Annotated in this window: 15 protein-coding genes and 1 other RNA gene; 8 read left to right on the forward strand and 8 right to left on the reverse strand. The window is 65.9% G+C overall.

Annotation, left to right across the window (positions count from 1 at the left end):
* Positions 1 to 4: 4 nt before the first annotated feature.
* From BME24068_RS24440 to BME24068_RS24455, 4 genes are read right to left on the reverse strand one after another with little or no spacing between them, the layout of a single operon-like run.
* Positions 5 to 256, reverse strand: a complete 252-nt coding sequence (locus BME24068_RS24440) for a formate dehydrogenase subunit delta (RefSeq protein WP_096503714.1) — start codon at positions 254 to 256, stop codon at positions 5 to 7.
* A 7-nt stretch (positions 257 to 263) separates the two neighbouring features.
* Positions 264 to 3,215: a formate dehydrogenase subunit alpha gene (gene fdhF / locus BME24068_RS24445; RefSeq protein WP_174927669.1), complete on the reverse strand. Its 2,952-nt coding sequence runs from the start codon at positions 3,213 to 3,215 to the stop codon at positions 264 to 266.
* A 17-nt stretch (positions 3,216 to 3,232) separates the two neighbouring features.
* Positions 3,233 to 4,810, reverse strand: coding sequence for a formate dehydrogenase beta subunit (locus tag BME24068_RS24450; protein WP_174927670.1), 1,578 nt, complete (start codon positions 4,808 to 4,810; stop codon positions 3,233 to 3,235).
* Complete coding sequence (locus tag BME24068_RS24455) at positions 4,807 to 5,307, reverse strand: NAD(P)H-dependent oxidoreductase subunit E (protein ID WP_096503720.1); 501 nt, start codon at positions 5,305 to 5,307, stop codon at positions 4,807 to 4,809. The genes BME24068_RS24450 and BME24068_RS24455 overlap by 4 nt, the downstream gene beginning before the upstream one ends.
* 131 nt (positions 5,308 to 5,438) lie before the next feature.
* Here BME24068_RS24455 and BME24068_RS24460 point away from each other — a divergent pair, with 131 nt between their 5' ends.
* From BME24068_RS24460 to BME24068_RS24470, 3 genes are all read left to right on the forward strand, one after another.
* Positions 5,439 to 6,545: a substrate-binding domain-containing protein gene (locus BME24068_RS24460; protein ID WP_174927671.1), complete on the forward strand. Its 1,107-nt coding sequence runs from the start codon at positions 5,439 to 5,441 to the stop codon at positions 6,543 to 6,545.
* 101 nt (positions 6,546 to 6,646) lie between these two features.
* On the forward strand, positions 6,647 to 6,916 hold the full coding sequence (locus BME24068_RS24465; protein ID WP_096503724.1) for a hypothetical protein: 270 nt from the start codon (positions 6,647 to 6,649) through the stop codon (positions 6,914 to 6,916).
* 301 nt (positions 6,917 to 7,217) lie between these two features.
* Complete coding sequence (locus tag BME24068_RS24470; RefSeq protein ID WP_096503726.1) at positions 7,218 to 7,565, forward strand: DUF4148 domain-containing protein; 348 nt, start codon at positions 7,218 to 7,220, stop codon at positions 7,563 to 7,565.
* Between the two features lie 268 nt (positions 7,566 to 7,833).
* On the opposite strand, the gene ssrA is transcribed toward BME24068_RS24470, so the two are convergent.
* The 4 genes from ssrA to ompA all read right to left on the reverse strand — a co-directional run bounded on the left by ssrA (position 7,834) and on the right by ompA (position 10,470).
* Positions 7,834 to 8,203: a transfer-messenger RNA gene (gene ssrA / locus BME24068_RS24475) on the reverse strand.
* Between the two features lie 17 nt (positions 8,204 to 8,220).
* Positions 8,221 to 8,937 (reverse strand): phosphoglycolate phosphatase, encoded by a 717-nt coding sequence (gene gph / locus BME24068_RS24480; protein ID WP_096503728.1) that lies wholly within the window; start codon positions 8,935 to 8,937, stop codon positions 8,221 to 8,223.
* A gap of 13 nt (positions 8,938 to 8,950) precedes the next feature.
* Positions 8,951 to 9,649 carry a bifunctional 2-polyprenyl-6-hydroxyphenol methylase/3-demethylubiquinol 3-O-methyltransferase UbiG gene (gene ubiG, locus BME24068_RS24485; protein WP_174927672.1) on the reverse strand — a complete coding sequence of 233 codons (699 nt, stop codon included), beginning with the start codon at positions 9,647 to 9,649 and terminating at the stop codon, positions 8,951 to 8,953.
* Positions 9,650 to 9,801: 152 nt separating this feature from the next.
* Positions 9,802 to 10,470 carry an outer membrane protein OmpA gene (gene ompA / locus BME24068_RS24490; RefSeq protein WP_096503732.1) on the reverse strand — a complete coding sequence of 223 codons (669 nt, stop codon included), beginning with the start codon at positions 10,468 to 10,470 and terminating at the stop codon, positions 9,802 to 9,804.
* Between the two features lie 539 nt (positions 10,471 to 11,009).
* Between ompA and gyrA the strand changes: the two genes are divergently transcribed.
* From gyrA to BME24068_RS24515, 5 genes are all read left to right on the forward strand, one after another.
* A complete protein-coding gene (gyrA, locus tag BME24068_RS24495) occupies positions 11,010 to 13,613 on the forward strand; it encodes a DNA gyrase subunit A (protein ID WP_174927673.1) in 2,604 nt (867 codons plus the stop codon).
* Positions 13,614 to 13,695: 82 nt separating this feature from the next.
* Positions 13,696 to 14,295, forward strand: coding sequence for a DUF2059 domain-containing protein (locus BME24068_RS24500; protein ID WP_059448245.1), 600 nt, complete (start codon positions 13,696 to 13,698; stop codon positions 14,293 to 14,295).
* A 172-nt stretch (positions 14,296 to 14,467) separates the two neighbouring features.
* Positions 14,468 to 15,550 (forward strand): 3-phosphoserine/phosphohydroxythreonine transaminase, encoded by a 1,083-nt coding sequence (gene serC / locus BME24068_RS24505; RefSeq protein WP_174927674.1) that lies wholly within the window; start codon positions 14,468 to 14,470, stop codon positions 15,548 to 15,550.
* A gap of 33 nt (positions 15,551 to 15,583) precedes the next feature.
* Positions 15,584 to 16,666, forward strand: a complete 1,083-nt coding sequence (gene pheA / locus BME24068_RS24510) for a prephenate dehydratase (protein ID WP_174927675.1) — start codon at positions 15,584 to 15,586, stop codon at positions 16,664 to 16,666.
* Positions 16,667 to 16,853: 187 nt separating this feature from the next.
* Positions 16,854 to 17,780, forward strand: coding sequence for a prephenate dehydrogenase (locus BME24068_RS24515; protein ID WP_174927676.1), 927 nt, complete (start codon positions 16,854 to 16,856; stop codon positions 17,778 to 17,780).

Genomic DNA, 17,780 nt, shown 5'->3' on the forward strand with positions numbered 1-17,780 from the left:
GCGCTCAGGCAGACGCGGCGGCCGGCACGAGCGAAGCGCGGTGCGCGGCGATCGCGGCGAGCACGATCGGTGCCGCGCGTTGTGCGGCGGCGCTCGACGGATCGTCGAGCGCGGCGAGAAACGCGCGGCGCATCCGCGGCGCCCAGAAGCGCCGGATATGTTCGGCGATCCCGGTCAGCGCTTCTTCGCGATCGGGCATCGATTCGAAGAAAGCGCCGATCTGGTTGGCCATGTCGATCAGGTGTCCGTTGTCCATCGCGTCCTCACTTGCCCGTCGTCACGGCAGCCTGCGTGCCGGCGCGGCGCTCGAGCAGGTCGAGCTGCTCCGAGTTGAAGCGCGCGTACGCACGCTGCCAGTCGGACGGTTGCGCCACCGGCATCACCTGCACGGCCGTCACCTTGTATTCCGGGCAATTCGTCGCCCAGTCGGAACTGTCCGTCGTGATCACGTTCGCGCCCGATTCGGGGAAGTGGAACGTCGTGTACACGACCCCCGGCTGCATGCGCTCGGCCACGAGCGCGCGCAGCACCGTATGACCGGCGCGCGATTCGATGCCGACCCAGTCGCCGGTGCGGATCCCGCGATCCTCCGCGTCGTGCGGATGGATCTCGAGGCGGTCCTCTTCGTGCCACTGGACGTTTTCGGTGCGACGGGTCTGCGCGCCGACGTTGTATTGCGACAGAATGCGGCCCGTCGTCAGGATCAGCGGATAGCGCTGCGTGACCTTTTCCGGCGTCGGGATGAACTGCGTGATCACGAACCGGCCCTTGCCGCGCACGAATTCGTCGATGTGCATCGTCGGCGTGCCTTCCGGCGCCTGTTCGTTGCACGGCCACTGGATGCTGCCCATCGCGTCGAGCTTCTCGTACGACACGCCCGAGAAGGTCGGCGTGAGCCGCGCGATCTCGTCCATGATTTCCGACGGATGCGTGTAGTGCATGTCGTAGCCGAGCGCCTGCGACAGCAGCAGCGTCACTTCCCAGTCCGCGTAGCCGGCGAGCGGCGGCATCACCTTGCGCACGCGCGAGATGCGGCGCTCCGCGTTTGTGAACGTGCCGTCCTTCTCGAGGAACGTCGAGCCCGGCAGCAGCACGTGAGCGTATTTCGCGGTTTCGTTCAGGAAGATGTCCTGCACGACGATGCATTCCATCGACGACAGCGCGGCGGCGACATGCTGCGTGTTCGGGTCCGACTGGACGATGTCTTCGCCCTGGCAGTAGAGCCCCTTGAAGCTGCCGTCGAGCGCTGCGTCGAACATGTTCGGAATGCGCAGCCCCGGTTCCGGTTGCAGCGTGGCCGACCATGCCTGTTCGAACTGCGTGCGGACGACTTCGTCGCCGATGTGCCGGTAGCCGGGCAGCTCGTGCGGGAACGAGCCCATGTCGCACGAACCCTGCACGTTGTTCTGGCCGCGCAGCGGATTGACGCCGACGCCTTCGCGGCCGATATTGCCGGTCGCCATCGCGAGGTTCGCGATGCCCATCACCGTCGTCGAGCCCTGAGCGTGTTCGGTCACGCCGAGACCGTAGTAGATCGCGGCGTTGCCGCCGGTCGCATAGAGGCGCGCGGCTTCGCGCACCAGCGCCGCCGGCACGCCCGTCACGTCCGCGGTCGCTTCCGGCGAGTTCTCGGCGCGCGACACGAACTCGCGCCATTGCTCGAATGCACGCGTCTCGCAGCGCTCGGCAACGAACGCGTCGGCGACGAGCCCTTCGGTGACGATCACGTGCGCGAGGGCATTGACCATCGCGACGTTGGTGCCGGGCCGCAGTTGCAGATGATGCGTGGCCTTCACGTGCGGACCGTCGACCACGTCGATGCGGCGCGGATCGATCACGATCAGCTTCGCGCCTTCGCGGATGCGCCGTTTCAGGCGCGAGCCGAACACCGGGTGGCCGTCGGTCGGGTTCGCACCCATCACGACGATCACGTCGGCGTGGCCGACGGACGCGAAGGTCTGCGTGCCGGCCGATTCGCCGAGCGTCGTCTTCAGGCCGTAGCCGGTCGGCGAATGGCACACGCGGGCGCAGGTGTCGACGTTGTTGTTGCCGAACGCGGCGCGCACGAGCTTCTGTACGAGGTAGGTTTCCTCGTTCGTGCAGCGCGACGACGTGATGCCGCCGATCGAATCGCGGCCGTACTTCTGCTGCAGCTTGCGGAACTGCGTCGCCGCGTAGGCGAGCGCTTCTTCCCAGCTGACTTCGCGCCACGGATCGGTGATCTTCTCGCGGATCATCGGCTTCGTGATGCGGTCCTTGTGCGTCGCATAGCCCCACGCGAAGCGCCCCTTCACGCAGGCGTGGCCTTCGTTCGCGAGGCCGTTCTTGTGCGGTGTCATGCGCACGACCTGCGTGCCCTTCATCTCCGCCTTGAACGAGCAGCCGACGCCGCAATACGCGCAGGTGGTGATGACCGAATGCTCGGCCTGGCCGAGCTGGACAACGGACTTCTCCTGCAGCGTGGCGGTCGGGCAGGCGGCGACGCAGGCGCCGCACGATACGCATTCCGAGGCCATGAACGATTCGCTTTCGCCGGCGGCGACGCGCGATTCGAAGCCGCGCGCGGCGATCGTCAGCGCGAACGTGCCTTGCGTTTCCTCGCACGCGCGCACGCAGCGGTTGCATACGATGCACTTCGACGGATCGTACGTGAAGTACGGATTCGATTCGTCCTTGGTGTCGCGCAGGTGATTCGCGCCATCGAAGCCGTAGCGCACTTCGCGCAGCCCGACGACGCCGGCCATGTCCTGCAGTTCGCAATCGCCGTTGGCGGGGCAGGTGAGACAGTCGAGCGGGTGATCGGAGATGTACAGCTCCATCACGTTACGGCGCAGCGATTGCAGCCGGTCGGATTGCGTGCGCACCTTCATGCCGGCTTCGGCCGGTGTCGTGCACGACGCCGGGTAGCCGCGCCGGCCTTCGATTTCGACGAGGCACAGACGGCACGAGCCGAACGGTTCGAGCGAGTCGGTCGCGCAAAGTTTCGGGACGTTCACGCCGGCTTCGATCGCGGCGCGCATCACCGACGTGCCGGCCGGCACCGTGACCGGCCGGCCGTCGATTTCGAGCGTGACGTCGGTGTCGGCATGGCGTTGCGGCGTGCCGTAGTCGGTATCGTCGAACGGATCGAGCGCGCGTGCCTGTGCGGCGCTCTTGCACGCGCATTGGCCCGAGCCGCAGCCGCCTTGGCGGACGTTGTTCGTGTCGAGTGACATGCAGGGCTCCTTCTGGATCAGGCCGCAGCCTTGACCGGACCCGCCGCGGCTTGCTTGCCGGCGGCGAGCCCGAAATCTTCGGGGAAATGGTCGAGTGCGGACAGCACCGGGTACGGCGTCATCCCGCCCATCGCGCACAACGAACCGGCCAGCATCGTGTCGCACAGGTCGCGCAGCAGCGTGACCTGCCGCTCCGACGTGTCGCCCTGGCGGATGCGGGCGATCGTCTCGACGCCGCGCGTCGATCCGATCCGGCACGGCGTGCACTTGCCGCACGATTCGATCGCGCAGAACTTCATCGCGTATTCGGCGAGTTCGGCGAGATTCGACGTGTCGTCGTGCAGCACGATGCCGCCGTGACCGACGACTGCACCGATCGCCGTATAGGCCTCGTAGTCGAGCGGCACGTCCCATTGATGTTCGGGCAGGTAGGTGCCGAGCGGGCCGCCCACTTGAGCGGCGCGCGCGGGGCGCCCGCTTGCCGTGCCGCCGCCGTAGTCGAACAGCAGCTCGCGCAGCGTGACGCCGAATGCGAGTTCGACGAGCCCGCCGTGACGGATGTTGCCCGCGAGCTGGAACGGCAGCGTGCCGCGCGAGCGGCCCATCCCGTAGTCGCGATAGAACGCGGCGCCGCGTGCGAAGATCACCGGCGCCGTTGCGAGCGTGATCACGTTGTTGATCACGGTCGGCTGGCCGAACAGGCCGGCGAGCGCAGGCAGCGGCGGCTTCGCGCGCACGACGCCGCGCTTGCCTTCGAGCGATTCGAGCAGCGCCGTTTCCTCGCCGCACACGTACGAGCCTGCGCCTTTCGCGACGTGCAGGTCGAACGCATGCGCGGAGCCGAGCACGTGTTCGCCGAGCCAGCCGGCTGCGCGGGCGCGCTCGATCGCGGTTTCGAGCGCCGCGATCGCGTGCGGGTATTCGCTGCGCACGTAGATGTAGCCGAGCGTCGCGCCTGTTGCGATGCCCGCGATGATCATCCCTTCGATCAGGCAGTACGGATCGCTTTCCATGATCAGGCGGTCGGAAAACGTGCCCGAATCGCCTTCGTCCGCGTTGCAGACGATGTATTTTTGAGCGGCGCTCGCGTGCCGGACGGTGCGCCACTTGATGCCGGCCGGGAAAGCCGCGCCGCCGCGGCCGCGCAGCCCCGATTCGATCAGCGTCTCGCATGCGGCGTCGCCGTCGAGCGCGAGGGCGTTTTTCAGGCCGGCGAGGCCGTCGTGCTTCAGGTAATCGTCGATCGACAGCGGATCGGTCAGGCCGATGCGCGCGAAGGTCAGGCGCTGCTGGCGGGCGAGATAGGGCAACCCGTCGACGAGACCGACGCCGCTCGGATGCGCGCCGCCGTCGATCCAGTTCGCGTCGAACAGGGCCGGCACGTCGGCGGCCGACAGGTTCGCATAGCCGACGCGTCCGGCGGTCGTGCCGACCTCGACGAGCGGCTCGAGCCAGAGCAGCCCGCGCGAGCCGTTGCGGATCAGCTCGATCTCGATGCCGCGCCGTTCGGCTTCCGCGACGATTGCGCCGGCCAGTGCATCGGCGCCGAGTGCCAGCGCGGACGAATCGCGCGGAACGTAGATGCGGGTCGTCATGCGGCCTCCGGGGTGTGAGCGGCCGCGTCGGCGAGCAACGCGTCGAATTTCTCCGGCGTGACCTTTGCGTGCAGCACGCCGTTGACCGTCATCGACGGCGATTGCGCGCACAGCCCGAGGCAGTAGACCGATTCGAGCGCGACTGCATCCGGCGCGTGCGCGTCGGCGCCGTTGCCGTGTGCCGCGTCGAACCGGCAACCCGTGCGTGCTTCCGCGTGCGCGGCCAGTGCCTCGCAACCCATGCTGCGGCACGCTTCGGCGCGGCACACCTGGATCGTCACGCGCGCGGGCGGCGTGGTGCGGAAGTGATGGTAGTAGGTGAGCACGCCGTGGACTTCCGCGCGCGACAGGTTCAGCGCCTTCGCAAGCGGCGCGACGCAGCCCGCCGGCACGTAACCCGCGTCGTCCTGGATCGCGTGCAGGATCGCGACGAGCGAGCGGCCGGCGCGCGCATGGCGCTCGACGAGCGCGTCGGGCGCATGGGAATTCGGGGACATCGGTTATGCTCCTCCAAAGTCTCATATGCGCTCGAAATTCATATAGTGCGCACCGGGACTTCGTTCTGATTGATTTTAGCCAACGATAAGCGGAAGATTTCGCGGTCGCAATAGGAAATCGGAGTACATAATTGGTTCGAATCGAATGCGACGCGTATCTGACCGTACGCGACACCGAGGGCCGCACGGCCAGTCTGTCGGACGTCGCGCCGTTGCTGGAGCTGGTGGCCGACACGGGCAGCATCGCGCAGGCCGCGCAGGTGAAAGGGCTGTCGTATCGGCACGCGTGGGGCATGCTGCGCGCGCTGGAGGCGTGCGTCGGCGCGGAGTTGATCGAAACCGCGCGCGGCAAGGGATCGACGCTGTCGGAGCTCGGGCAGGCGATCGTCGATGCGCAGCGCCTCGCGCGCAGCCGTCTCGACGGCAACCTGCGCGCGCTGGCGGCCGAAGTGGCGAGCGACCTGAACCGGCGGCTCGCGCAGCGCGACGGCGCCGTGCGCATTCATGCGTCGCACGGCTACGCGGTGGCGGCACTCGTTTCCGCGCTCGTCGACGTGCAGGCAGCCGTCGACATCAAGTATCGGGAGAGCGTCGAGGCGGTGCAGGCGCTTGCGCGCGGCGAATGCGAGCTGGCCGGCTTCCATCTGCCGCGCGGCGCATTCCGTGAGCAGTGCGCGCAGATCTACCGGCCGTGGCTCGACGATACGCGTCATGTGCTCATTCATCTGACGCGTCGTCAGCAAGGGTTGTTCGTGCCGCGCGGCAATCCGAAGCAGGTCCGCGGGCTCGCCGATCTCGCCCGCAACGACATCCGCTTCGTCAACCGGCAGCCGGGGTCGGGCACCCGGATGTTGCTGGATCTCGCGCTGCGCGCGATCGGCATCGATCCCGAGCGCATCGACGGCTATGCGTCGGCCGAGCTCACGCACTCGGCGATCGCGGCGTTCGTCGCGAGCGGGATGGCCGACCTCGGCTTCGGCGTCGAACCGGCCGCCCATCATTTCGGGCTCGATTTCATCCCGGTCGTCGACGAGGACTACTACTTCGCGTGCGAGCGGGCGCGGCTCGACTCGCGGCCGCTCGCCGGCGTGCTGGCATTGTTGCGCGATGCGCGTTTCGTCGAGCGTGTCGCTCATCTCGACGGCTACGATCCGGCCGCTTGCGGAACGCTGACCGGCATCGCGACGGGGCTGGCCGGCAGCGACGGCGCGGCCGCGACGGACGGCAATGCGCGGTAACAAGGCCCGGATTGGACCGCGCTGCAGCAGCGGGGGATTTGCGCTACGCTTGCCGCTTGATCAACGTTCCAACAAGCACGCCGTTCAGGCGTCATCCCGCCATGAAACTTTCCGTTCCCCTCTCCGCGGCAGCGTTGACCGCGGGGCTTCTGGTCGCCGTATCGCCGTTTGCGTTTGCGCAGAATTCGCCGGGCGTACCCGGCGGCATCCTGAGCGACCAGTTTCGCCTGAACGAGCATCCGCAGATGCCGTTCGCTGCGTCGGCGCCGTCGCAGAAATATCAGTCCGGCAAGAAGTCGTCGCTGCGTCGCAAGGGTGACTTGGGTGACCCGAACGGCTGCAACCTGAAGTGCCCGATGGATAGCCAGTAAAGACGGACGCAGGCGCGCTGCAGGGTCACCGGCACGCGTCTGGCCGATGGCTGCACGGGGTCCGTGCGGTTCTCTCCGAGCCCCGCGCAGCTTGCTGCTTCGCGGGGCTCGTGCTTTTTGGCGCGGCGCCGTGCAAGAGGGCGAACGGGGAGGGGATGAATATAGGGTTAACCCTGAATTCTGGAAGGATGTCTTCCACAAACCTGCCTTATTCTTAAGCACTCACCTACATAAACTTTGGTTTGTCAGCGGTGAACGAGGTGTCCACCGCGAAAACAGACAAATGTGGAGGTAGGTCATCATGAAGTCGCTCGTTCAAGCCGTTGTCGTTGCTGCCGCTCTCGTTGCCCCGGTCGTGTCGTTCGCGCAGTCCGGCTCGGCACTCACCCGCGCACAGGTTCGCGCCGAACTGGTTCAACTGCAGCAAGCGGGTTACAACACGGCCCGCGGCGAAGATCCGCACTATCCGGAAGCCATCCAGGCTGCCACCGCGCGTGTTGCCGAGCAGCAGCGCCTCGCCCAGGCACAGGGTGCCGACGCCAGCGGGTACGGCGCACAAGCGCAAGGTGCATCGGCATCGGGTTCGCGCGCCATGGGTGTGCGCCCGGCCAGCGCGGAAGAAATGAAGTCGCTGTATCGCGGCAGCTAAGTCGCGCATCGCCCGGTAGGCCGCGTGCCGGGTGCGACGATGCGTCGCGCTCCGGTTGCGGTACCGGGCGGCAAGCCGTCGGCGGTCGATGATCGCGCGGACGGCACCGAACACCCGTCACCTCCTGTCGCCGGTATATCGGCGGCATTTCGCCCGGCCCGTCCGCGGCTGGGCGCTTTTTCGGAAGGAGCGGGGGGTATGGTTTCACCGGCAACAAAAAACCCCGCAGACTTGCGTCGTGCGGGGTTCGTGCGTCAAGCGCGGAATTTGGTGGAGGCGGCGGGAATCGAACCCGCGTCCAGAAGCGCTCCACGACTAGTTCTACATGTTTAGTTCAGTCATTTGATTTAACCGCAGCGACGCGGACGAACACGCTGCACTACGGCGATTCGCTAGGTTTTCGACCCTGGCGTCGCGACGCCGACAGGGCTTAACTGACGTAAATGACCTCTGGCGGTATTGCTACCGGTCTTGCGACACTAGCCCGTCAGTGAACTAGGCAGAGGACGGCGGCCGTTAGGCTGCCAGTGCGAACGTATCGTCGTTTGCAGTTACGATTTTCCCATTGATTAACGAGGTGACGGGTCCTCGACATGCCCTAGCCGCTTCACAACCCCTGTCGAAACCAGGTCGCCCCCGCGGATAAGATCGAACATTATATCCCAACATCGCTCAGCAGTTCGCGCAGTTGCTGCGTCGTGCCGACGAGATGCTGTGCTTGCCAGTCGGCCGGCGCGGCGCCGTCGCCGCAGTAGCCGTACGCGGCCGCGACCGTCGCCATGCCTGCCGCGCTGCCGGCCTGGATGTCGCGAAGATCGTCGCCGACATAGACGATGCGCGCCGGCGCGAGCGACAGGCGCTCGGCCGCATGCAGCAGCGGGGCCGGATGCGGTTTCGGGTGCGGCGTCGTGTCTCCGCCGACGACGCAGGCCGCGCGCTGCGCGAGGCCGAGCAACTCGACGAGCGGGGTGGTGAGGCGCATCACCTTGTTCGTGACGATGCCCCAGCGCACGTCGCGCGCATCGAGTTCGTCGAGTACGTCGCCGATGCCGGGGAACAGCGTCGTGTGCACGCAGATGTCCGTCGCGTAATTGGCCAGGAATTCGTCGCGCATCGCTTCGTAGCCGGGCGTTTGCGGGTTGATGCCGAATGCGCCGCCGAGCAGGCCGCGCGCACCGGCCGATGCCAGCGGCCGCAGCACGTCGAGCGGCGTTTCCGGCAGATCGCGCACTCGCTGCATCTTGTGGACGGCCGCCGCGAGATCGGGTGCCGTGTCGGCGAGCGTGCCGTCGAGGTCGAACAGCACCGCATCGCAGTGCAGCAGGCGCGGCTCGTCGAGTGCGGCCTGCGCGGTCGAAAGAGGAGTCGTCATGCCGTTCGGAAGGTCACGCGCCGCGGCGGCACGCGACGAGGTAGTTGATGTCGGTGTCGTTCGACAGCGCGAAGCGCTTGCCGATCGGGTGATAGGTGATGCCCTTGATGTCGATGATGTGCAGATCCGTCGCGCGCACGAAGCCGGCCAGTTCCGACGGGCGGATGAAGCGCGCGTAGTCGTGGGTGCCCTTGGGCAGCATTTGTGCGATGTATTCCGCGCCGATCACGGCGAACAGGTACGACTTCAGGTTGCGGTTCAGCGTCGAGAAGAACACCCAGCCGCCCGGTTTCACGAGCGTCGCGCACGCGGAAACCACGCCGGCGGGCGACGGCACGTGCTCGAGCATCTCCATGCAGGTGACCACGTCGTAGCTGCCTGGCTCGCGTTCGGCGATCGCTTCGGCGGCGATCGCCTCGTAGTCGACCGTAATGCCGCTTTCGAGGCTGTGCAGGTCGGCGACGCCGAGCGCTTCGGTCGACAGGTCGATGCCTTTCACCTGCGCGCCGAGTCCGGCCATCGATTCGGACAGGATGCCGCCGCCGCAGCCGATATCGAGTGCGCGCTTGCCGGCCAGGTGGGCATGTGCGTCGATCCAGCCGAGCCGGACCGGGTTCAGGTCGTGCAGCGGCTTGAATTCGGCATTCGGATCCCACCACCGATGGGCGAGGTCGCTGAATTTCTGGAGTTCGTGCGGATCGGCGTTGGTCATGTCGGCAAACGGGCTACGGAAGGAGGGCGGTGCGTCGGTACGTCAGCCCCGAGTATATAAGCGGGCGGACGACGAGGCCAGCGAGCGCCTGAACGGGCGTCAAAGAAAAAGCCCCGCCGGAGCGGGGCTTTGAAGCAGTCGAAAACCGTGGCTTAGTTTGCCGGAACGGTCGTCTTCTGGACTTCTTGCGTACCGACCACTTCGACTTCCACGCGGCGGTCCGGTGCGAGGCAGGCGATCAGCTGCTTGCGGTTCTTCTGGTTGCAGCCAGTCGTAACCGGGTTGCGCTTGCCCTTGCCTTCCGTGTAGATCTTGTTCGACGGAACGCCCTTGCTGACCAGGTACGACTTGACAGCTTGCGCACGGCGCAGCGACAGACGGTCGTTGTACTTGTCCGAACCGATGCGGTCCGTGTAGCCCGTAGCGACGACCACTTCCGTGTTCATGCCTTCGATCTTCGAAGCCAGTTCGTCCAGCTTTTGCTTGCCGGCCGGCTTCAGCGTTGCCTTGTCGAAGTCGAACAGCGCGTCGGCTTGGTACGTGATCTTCTGGCTGGTGATGGCCGGAGCGACCGGAGCGACCGGCGGCTGCGGTGCCTGGGCGACCAGTGCGCCATCGCACTTCGCGTTGGCGGTGGCCGGCGTCCAGAACGCGTCACGCCAGCAGAGCTCGTTCGTGCCGTTCATCCACACCCATTCGCCCGTGCCGTTCACCCAGTTGTCGTTGACGGCTTGACGCGACGCCGGCACCGACTGTGCCGAAGCGGATGCAGCCATAACTGCGGTAGCTGCAATGAACGCGAGCTTTGAAAGTTTATTCATATTTCTCCTCTCGAAATTGAGATTACCGCAGGTTTACTGCGAGCCTGTTGACGGTGACAAGTCATACATTGCTCGAAGTATAACATTGGTGCGGCACAAAAAACGCGGCACCGCTCTGTGTAGACTTCGAGCAGCGTCTAACTTTCAGTGCGTTGGCATTTTGCCATATCGTTCCCTTCCTACGAAAAAAAATCCTCCCCACCCCAAGATCGCCTCAACGTTTGTGGTGCATGCGCAACACCGGCCTGCCGTAACTTTTAGAGATTGTCAAGAGCGGTCGTGAGAAATTGCGGGAAAGCCGGCAAGTGGTTTACTCGCGGGCATGACGCGGATCCGGTGCAACCCTGATCCGTGTTGAAGGGTACGATCGCGGTCGATCCGGCCCGTATCGCCGTGGCTACGATTTTTGCTGTTTACATATAGTGTGTGGCCGGCGAATTGGCGGCTGATGGGCGCATGTTAGAATCTCGCGTTGCGTTGCGCATGCAGCGCCCACGCGAAAGGCGTTCGCCGTCTTCGCTCCGAAACGATACGGATACATGGATCAATTCGCCAAAGAGACCCTGCCCACCTCCCTAGAGGAGGAAATGCGCCGTTCGTATCTCGATTACGCGATGAGCGTGATCGTCGGACGTGCCCTTCCGGATGTCCGCGATGGCCTGAAGCCCGTGCACCGGCGCGTACTGTTCGCGATGCACGAACTGAACAACGACTGGAACCGCGCGTACAAGAAATCGGCGCGTATCGTCGGTGACGTGATCGGTAAGTACCACCCTCACGGCGATACCGCGGTGTACGACACGATCGTGCGGATGGCGCAGGACTTCTCGCTGCGCTACATGCTGATCGACGGGCAGGGCAACTTCGGCTCGATCGACGGCGACAATGCCGCGGCGATGCGTTACACCGAAATTCGCATGGCGAAGATCGGTCACGAACTGCTGGCCGACATCGACAAGGAAACGGTCGACTTCGAGCCGAACTACGACGGCAACGAGATGCAGCCGTCGGTTCTGCCGTCGCGCATTCCGAACCTGCTGATCAACGGCTCGTCGGGCATCGCGGTCGGCATGGCGACCAACATCCCGCCGCACAACCTGAACGAAGTCGTCGATGCGTGCCAGCATCTGCTGGGCAACCCCGAGGCGACGATCGACGAGCTGATCGAGATCATTCCGGCACCGGACTTCCCGACGGCCGGCATCATCTATGGCGTCGCCGGCGTGCGCGACGGCTACCGCACCGGGCGCGGCCGCGTCGTGATGCGCGCGGCCACGCACTTCGAGGAGATCGACCGCGGCCAGCGGATGGCGATCATCGTCGACGAGCTGCCGTACCAGGTCAACAAGCGCTCGCTGCTCGAGCGTATCGCCGAACTCGTCAACGAGAAGAAGCTCGAAGGCATTTCCGACATCCGCGACGAGTCGGACAAGAGCGGCATGCGCGTCGTGATCGAGCTGAAGCGCGGCGAAGTGCCTGAAGTGGTGCTGAACAACCTGTACAAGGCGACGCAGCTGCAGGACACGTTCGGCATGAACATGGTCGCGCTCGTCGACGGCCAGCCGAAGCTGCTGAACCTGAAGGAAATCCTGCAGTGCTTCCTGTCGCATCGACGCGAAGTGCTGACGCGCCGCACGATCTACGAACTGCGCAAGGCCCGCGAACGCGGCCACGTGCTCGAAGGTCTCGCGGTCGCGCTCGCGAACATCGACGAATTCATCGCGATCATCAAGGCCGCGCCGACGCCGCCGATCGCGAAGCAGGAGTTGATGGCGAAGCCGTGGGATTCGTCGCTCGTGCGCGAGATGCTCACGCGTGCCGAGACGGACAACGCCGCGGCAGGCGGCCGCTCCGCGTATCGTCCGGAAGGCCTGAACCCGGCATTCGGGATGCAGACCGACGGGCTGTATCGCCTGTCCGACACGCAGGCGCAGGAAATCCTGCAGATGCGTCTGCAACGCCTGACCGGTCTCGAGCAGGACAAGATCATCGGCGAGTACCGCGAAGTGATGGCGCAGATCGCCGACCTGCTGGACATCCTCGCGCGCCCCGAGCGGATCACGACGATGATCGGCGAAGAGCTGACGTCGGTGAAGGCCGAATTCGGCGACGCGCGCCGCTCGAAGATCGAGCTGAACGCAACCGAACTGAATACGGAAGACCTGATCACGCCGCAGGACATGGTCGTCACCATGTCGCACGCCGGTTACGTGAAGTCGCAGCCGCTGTCCGAGTATCGCGCGCAGAAGCGCGGCGGTCGCGGCAAGCAGGCGACGCAGATGAAGGAAGACGACTGGATCGAGACGCTGTTCATCGCGAACACGCACGACTACATCCTGTGCTTCTCGAACCGCGGTCGCGTGTACTGGGTCAAGGTCTATGAAGTGCCGCAGGGCTCGCGCAACTCGCGCGGCCGCCCGATCGTCAACATGTTCCCGCTGCAGGAAGGCGAGAAGATCAACGTCGTGCTGCCGGTCAAGGAATTCTCGGCCGACAAGTTCATCTTCATGGCGACGTCGCTCGGCACCGTGAAGAAGACGCCGCTCGAAGCATTCAGCCGCCCGATGAAGAAAGGCATCATCGCGGTCGGCCTCGACGAGGGCGACTACCTGATCGGCGCCTCGATCACCGACGGCGCGCACGACGTGATGCTGTTCTCCGACGCCGGCAAGGCCGTGCGCTTCGACGAGAACGACGTGCGCCCGATGGGCCGCGAAGCGCGCGGCGTACGCGGCATGCAGCTCGAGGACGGGCAGCAGGTCATCGCGCTGCTGGTCGCCGGCAGCGAAGAGCAGACCGTGCTCACCGCCACCGAGAACGGCTACGGCAAGCGCACGCCGATTACCGAGTACACGCGTCACGGCCGCGGCACGAAGGGGATGATCGCGATCCAGACGTCCGAGCGCAACGGCAAGGTCGTCGCCGCGACGCTCGTCGACGCCGAGGATCAGATCATGCTGATCACGACCGCGGGCGTATTGATTCGTACCCGTGTGTCCGAGGTTCGCGAGATGGGGCGCGCCACGCAAGGTGTTACACTCATCAGTCTCGATGAGGGTACCAAGCTCTCCGGCCTGCAGCAGATCGCGGAAGCCGAAGAGGGCGATGGCGAGGCCGACGAGGCGTCGGACGGCGAAGCCTGAGAACGGATGAGACTCGAGCCGCCGCAGGCGTAAGACGCCGCGGTCGGCGAGCAACCATTCATATTTCCAAGAGGGAGTGATGATGCAAAAGCAATTCAAGCAACTGGTTCTGCTGGCTGCACTGGTGCCGACGTTCGCGATGGCGCAAGCGCTGTCGAATTCCGCGCCGGCTGCAACCGCAGCAGCTGCGCCGATCGACGCCGACAAGAAGGCGGCGATCAAGGATCTGCTCGACGCGATCGACGCGCCGAAGCTCGTGTCGGCTATCGGCAACAGCGCCGAAATGCAGGCAAAGCAACTCGTTCCGGCGATCCTGTCGGACGCGCTGTCGGAAAACAAGACGCTGAACGACAAGCAGAAGCAGGCTGCCGTGCCGACGCTGCAGAAGAACGCGGTGCCGAAGCTGGTTGACGGCGCGGGCAAGGTGTTCGGTACGCAGCAGTTCCAGAGCGACGCGATGTCGGCTCAGTACGACGCATACGCGAAGTACTACAGCACGTCGGAGATCAAGGATCTGACGACGTTCTACAAGAGCCCGACGGGCCGCAAGTTCATCCAGGTTCAGGATCAGGTTGGCCGCGACGTGGTCAACGGCCTGATGCAGAAGTACATGCCGCAAGCGATCCAGGCAACGCGCGCACAGGCTGACAAGGAAGTCGCGGCAGTCAAGCCGGGCAAGTAAGCCGTCCGGGCACGCGCCCGGCCGTTCGGCCGGGTTTGGCGGGAGCCTGATGACAGTGCGATAATGGCCGTTTGCGCGCGAGCGCAAGCGGCCATTCCTTTTCTGGCGCGGCCCAATTGCAACTGACACGCGGCGGCAAGCCGCCGGTCGCGTCCCTCCCGAGGTTTTCACGATGCGCGTCTTTAATTTCTCCGCCGGCCCTGCGGCGCTGCCCGAGGAAGTGCTGCGGCAGGCTGCCGACGAAATGCTCGACTGGCATGGCAGCGGCATGAGCGTGATGGAGATGAGCCATCGCGGCAAGGAATTCATGTCGATCCACGAGGCGGCGCTGGCCGACCTGCGCGAGCTGCTCGGCGTGCCGGCGAGCCACCGGATCCTGTTCCTGCAGGGCGGCGGCATTGCCGAGAACGCGATCGTGCCGATGAACCTGCTCGGCTCGCGCAAGACGGCCGACTTCGTCGTGACGGGCTCGTGGTCGCAGAAGTCGTTCAACGAGGCGAAGAAATACGGCACGCCGCATCTGGCCGCGTCGGGCAAGACGGCCGACGGGTTCACGCGCGCGCCGGGCCGCGCCGAGTGGCAGCTGTCGGACGATCCGGCCTACGTGCATCTGTGTACGAACGAAACGATCGACGGCGTCGAGACGTTCGAGATTCCGGATCTCGGCGACGTGCCGCTCGTCGCGGATGTGTCGTCGCACATCCTGTCGCGCCCGATGGACGTCGCGAAATACGGCGTGCTGTTCGGCGGCGCGCAGAAGAACATCGGGATGGCCGGCGTGACGGTGCTGATCGTGCGCGAGGATCTGCTCGATCGCGCGCAGCCGATCTGCCCGTCCGCATTCGAATGGAAGACCGTCGCCGCGAACAACTCGCTGTACAACACGCCGCCCACCTATGCGATCTATATCGCGGGCCTCGTGTTCCAGTGGTTGAAGCGGCAGGGTGGCCTCGAGGCGATGGAGGCACGCAATATCGAGAAGGCGAAGCTGCTCTACGACACGATCGATGCGAGCAGCTTCTATCTGAACAAGGTCGAGCCGGCGGTGCGTTCGCGGATGAACGTGCCCTTTTTCCTGGCCGACGAAACGCGCAATGAAGACTTCCTTGCCGGCGCAAAGGCGCGCGGGCTGCTGCAGCTGAAGGGCCACAAGTCCGTCGGCGGCATGCGGGCGTCGATCTACAACGCGGTGCCGCTCGAGGGCGTGAAAGCGCTCGTCGAGTACATGAAGGACTTCGAGCAGCGCGGCGCCTGAGCGCGACGCTGTTCAAACTGCACGGCAAAACGCATGGACGACGAACTGAATTCCCGCCTGAAACCGCTGCGCGACCGCATCGACGCGATCGACGCGCAGCTGATCGCGCTCCTGAACCAGCGCGCCGCGGTGGCGCTCGAGGTGGGCGAGGTCAAGAAGCATTACAACGCGCCGGTGTTCCGGCCGGAGCGCGAGCTGCAGGTGATCGCGCGCCTGCAGGACATGAGCGCGGGCCCGCTCGCGAGCGACCACATCAGCGCCATCTGGCGCGAGATCATGGCCGCGAGTCGCGCGCTCGAACAGACGATCCACGTCGCGTTCCTCGGGCCGGTCGGCACGTATACCGAACAGGCGATGTTCGAGTATTTCGGCCAGTCGATCGAGGGGCTGCCGTGCCCGTCGGTCGACGAGGTGTTCCGCTCGGTCGAGGCGGGTGCGTCCGCATTCGGCGTCGCACCGGTCGAAAATTCGACCGAAGGCGCCGTGTCGCGCACGCTCGACCTGCTGCTGCAGACGCAGTTGCTGATCAGCGGCGAGCTCGCGTTGCCGATTCATCACAACCTGCTCACGCAGAACGGCACGCTCGACGGCGTGACGCGCGTCTGCGCGCATGCGCAGGCGCTCGCGCAATGCCAGCAGTGGCTGGCCGCGAACGCGCCGCAACTCGAGCGGCAGGCCGTGTCGAGCAACGCCGAGGCCGCGCGTCTCGCCGCGGCCGATCCGAGCGTCGCGGCGATCGCCGGCGATCGCGCGGCCGCGCACTACGGGCTGCAGATCGCGTTCTCGCTGATTCAGGACGATCCGCACAATCGCACGCGTTTCGTGATCGTCGGCAAGCAGCCGGCGGGGCAGAGCGGTCACGACCAGACATCGCTGATCGTCTCGGTGAAGAACGAGCCGGGCGCCGTATTCAAGCTGCTCGAACCGCTCGCGCGGCACGGCGTGTCGATGACGCGCTTCGAGTCGCGTCCCGCGCGCGTCGGCACGTGGGAGTATTACTTCTACATCGACATCGAAGGGCACCGGGACGAGGCGGCCGTGGCCGCCGCGCTCGCGGAGCTCGGCCAGAAGGCCGCGTTCCTGAAGATACTCGGTTCGTATCCGCGCGCGCGCTGACGCGCAGCGGCCCGTCGCCTGCCACGCGCAGGCGGCGCGGCGAAGCGGGCAAGGCAGGCCGGGCGGCGCTGCCGAAGGCGGGTTCGGGCGGCATCCGGCGCAGATCGCGCCGGGTGCGGGCTCGTTGCCCGGAATCTGGACTTCCGTGCGCGGGGCGTCGTTCCGCGCGCGTCACTTGGCTCTTGTCGTGTCAGGCTTTGCATTCAACAAACTGGTCATCTTCGGCGTCGGCCTGATCGGTGGATCGCTGGCTCGCGCATTGCGCGAGCGCACGCCGGGCAGCGCGGGCGAAGTCGTCGGCGTCGGCCGCTTGCGTGCGTCGGTCGAACGCGCGCTGGCGCTCGGTGTGATCGATCGCGCGGCTGCGCTCGACGATGACGCGCAATTGCGCGACGCGCTGGCCGGCGCGGATCTCGTGCTGCTGGCCGCACCGGTCGCGCAAACGGGCCCGCTGCTCGCGCGTATTGCGCCGTGGCTCGGCGACGCGACGATCGTGACCGATGCGGGCAGCACCAAGTCCGACGTCGTCGCGGCCGCGCGCGCAGCGCTCGGTGAGCGGATCGCGCAGTTCGTGCCGGGGCATCCGATCGCCGGGCGCGAGTCGAGCGGCGTCGAAGCCGCGCTGCCGGATCTGTACGTCGGCCGCAACGTCGTGCTGTGTCCGCTGCCGGAGAATGCACGTGAAGCGGTCGCGCGGATCGACGCGATGTGGCGGGCGACCGGCGCCGACGTGCGCATGATGAGCACGGCGCAGCACGATCGCGTGTTTGCGTCGATCAGCCATCTGCCGCACGTGTTGTCGTTCGCGCTCGTCGAGCAGATTCTCGGCGAGGCGGATGCCGAACTGAAATTCTCGTACGCGGCCGGCGGTTTCCGCGATTTCACGCGGATCGCGGCGTCGAGCCCGGAAATGTGGCGCGACGTGTGCGTCGCGAATCGCGCGGCGCTGCTCGACGAACTCGATGGCTATACGCGCGTGCTCGCACGGCTGCGTGACGCGATCGACGCCGGCGACGGCGCGGCGCTCGAAGCCGTGTTCGCGCGCTCGCGCGCTGCACGCAAGGCATGGCAGGAGCGCGGTGCGCAGCCCGCCGCCGAACCGGTCAAGAAATAA

Source organism: Burkholderia anthina (assembly GCF_902498995.1).
GTDB classification, from domain to species: Bacteria; Pseudomonadota; Gammaproteobacteria; order Burkholderiales; family Burkholderiaceae; genus Burkholderia; species Burkholderia anthina.